The sequence below is a fragment of the Streptomyces scabichelini genome, from assembly GCF_011045015.1.
Lineage (GTDB): Bacteria > Actinomycetota > Actinomycetes > Streptomycetales > Streptomycetaceae > Streptomyces > Streptomyces scabichelini.
On the sequence record NZ_JAAKZY010000440.1, the window covers coordinates 1 to 2,311 of the forward strand.

The 2,311-nt window shown below is 70.4% G+C and carries 2 protein-coding genes and 1 pseudogene; all 3 read right to left on the bottom strand.

Annotated elements, in window-relative coordinates:
• Positions 1 to 324: pseudogene (locus G5C60_RS50440) on the bottom strand (TrmH family RNA methyltransferase); the annotation flags it as partial.
• 10 nt (positions 325 to 334) lie between these two features.
• Positions 335 to 1,627 carry an HTTM domain-containing protein gene (locus G5C60_RS50445; RefSeq protein WP_165271011.1) on the bottom strand — a complete coding sequence of 431 codons (1,293 nt, stop codon included), beginning with the start codon at positions 1,625 to 1,627 and terminating at the stop codon, positions 335 to 337.
• Positions 1,624 to 2,311 (bottom strand): DUF5819 family protein (locus G5C60_RS50450; RefSeq protein ID WP_241267663.1); only part of this gene is annotated, 688 nt, incomplete at its 5' end. The genes G5C60_RS50445 and G5C60_RS50450, both read right to left, overlap by 4 nt.

Sequence of the window (2,311 nt, forward strand, 5' to 3'; positions counted from 1 at the left end):
GCGGGGGGTGCGGGACAGCGTCTCCAGATGGGCCGCACGGGAGGGACGTACCGCCAAAGCTGCCACCGCGGTCGGGTGCGGACGGGGGACGAGGATTTTGAAAGCGTCCTCCGGGATCTCCGCCAGATGCCCGTCGAGCGTGTCCCGTACGTCCGGGGCCAGCTCATCGGCCAGCGCGAGGGCCGCCCGCCGGTCGGTGGTGACGGCCACCGGGATCCGGGCCTGGAAGCGTACGGCGTGCTTGAGGGCGTGGAAGCCGTCGAGCAGCACGGAGGTGTCGGCGAGCCGGCGCCAGGCGCGTACGGGGTCGTGGGAGACCGTCATGCGGTGAAGCCTACGTGCGGGTGCTCGGCCGTCTCCCGGGTGCGCCTGCGTGCGTGTGCTCGGCCGTCTCCGGGGTGTGCGGATCGTCCTCGCGCGGCCCCGGCAGCATGCGGTCTCCGCGCGCGAACAGCCGTGCACGCGCGCGTGCGGCCCATCCGCCGAGGCGTCGCAGGAAGGACGTCGGCAGGAACACCATGTCGGCCGCGATCATCGCCAGCGAGAAGAACGGCAGGCCGAGGACCACGGCGATCACGGCGTGCTCGGTGATCATGGCTGCCAGCAGGACGTTCTTCACCCGCCGGTTGAACAGCGTGAAGGGGAAGGCGACCTGCACGACGACCGTCCCGTAGGTCACCAGCATCACCAGCGTGCCGTTCGCGGACAGCAGCTCGGAGAGGGCGGGCCAGGGCGAGAAGTAGTCGAGGTGGAGCGGGTAGTAGACGGCGGTGCCGTCCTGCCAGCGAGAGCCCTGGATCTTGTACCAGCCGGCGGTCGCGTAGATCAGACATGCCTCGGCCATGATCACGAACAGGGCGGCGTTGTGGACGAGGTTCGCGACGACGTCGAGCAGGATGCGTGGCTCCGCGGTCCGCGCGCGGCGACCGACGACCCACCAGAGGCCCTGGACTGCCCACAACCCCCAGAGGATCGTCAGCCAGCCGCCCAGAAAGCCGCCGTCGATCTTCCCCGCGAGCGTGGCCGCGGCCAGCAGGAATCCGAGCACGCCCCACAGAGCGGGACCGACCCTGTCGGGGCCGGAACGCTCTCCACGCGCGCGTGCCTCACGCGCGCGGCGTTCCCGCCGCTCGTCCAGGGACCACACCTGGCCGCACCGCGTGAACACCAGGTAGATCGCCATCAGGTGGATGACGTTGTCGCCGCCGTCCCCCATGAAGACGCTGCGGTTCTGCAGCGAGAGCACACCGAACATGAAGAGCACGGATATGGCGCGGGTGTGCCAGCCCAGCATCAGCAGAGCGCTCGACAGCACGGCCAGCGCATAGATGATCTCGAACCAGATCTGGCTGTCGGACCACATGAGGGCCGTGAAGGCGTGGTTGTCCGCGATGAGCTGCTGGGCGAGGTCCCAGCTCCAGGGGCCGTCGGGTCCGTACATCTCCTGGCGGTGCGGGAGCTCGCGCAGCAGGAACAGCAGCCAGGTGGCGGCGAAGCCGATGCGTATCACGGCGGTCTGGTACGGGCCGAGGGCCGAACCGGTGACCCGGGAGATGCCGCGCGCGATCGGCCCGTCGACGCGAGTCCCGCGGTCGAAGCGGCTCTTGCGCGCGTTGCTGCCGCTCATCGGGCGCCCGCCTCCGTTTCCGTGGCTCGCGTCCCCGCCGCCCGGTCGGCCTCGGTCACCCGCCACCAGGGCAGCTCACGGATGACCGGCTTGTCGGACACCTGCTCCGTGCTCCACTCCGGAGGCCGGACATTGGTCGTACGGGAGCGGACCTGAACCTGATGGACGACCGCGCCCCGCCCGCCCGCCTGCTCGCGGTCGAGGCGCAGCACCACGATGCGGCGCAGATACCTCTCGGAGAGGGTGCCGCGCATGCCGCCCGGACGGTTCTCGTTGTCGTGCGTGGCCACATAGAAGTCCCAGGCCCGGCGCAGTTCGTTCTGCTGGGTGTGGCTGGGCAGCAGATTGCCGTCGATGGCCGCGCCGTCCAGGGCGGAGAGGTCGTACCAGCGGGTCGTCTCGATGCCGCCGTCCGCGGTCCGCACCTCGGCGCGGACCTGGACCGCGATGTTCTGCTGCAACGGGTTGGGCGCGAAGAGCTTCCAGTTCTGCTCGAACTCGGGGTAGACCCACTCGTCGATCGCGCGCCCGTGCTGCTTGGTGACCGTGTTCGAGGGCGCGACGTGCAGGAACACCATGCCGAGGTGCACACAGGCCGCCACCGCGACGACAGCGAGGGCGAGGGCGGCGGCGATCTGGTAGCGGAGGGAGAGGGCGGCTATGCCGGTGGGGGGAGGGGGCGCG

Coding starts and splice junctions, on each gene's coding strand:
- G5C60_RS50445 (WP_165271011.1), bottom strand. CDS start 1,627: ATGAGCGGCAGCAACGCGCGCAAGAGCCGCTTCGACCGCGGGACTCGC.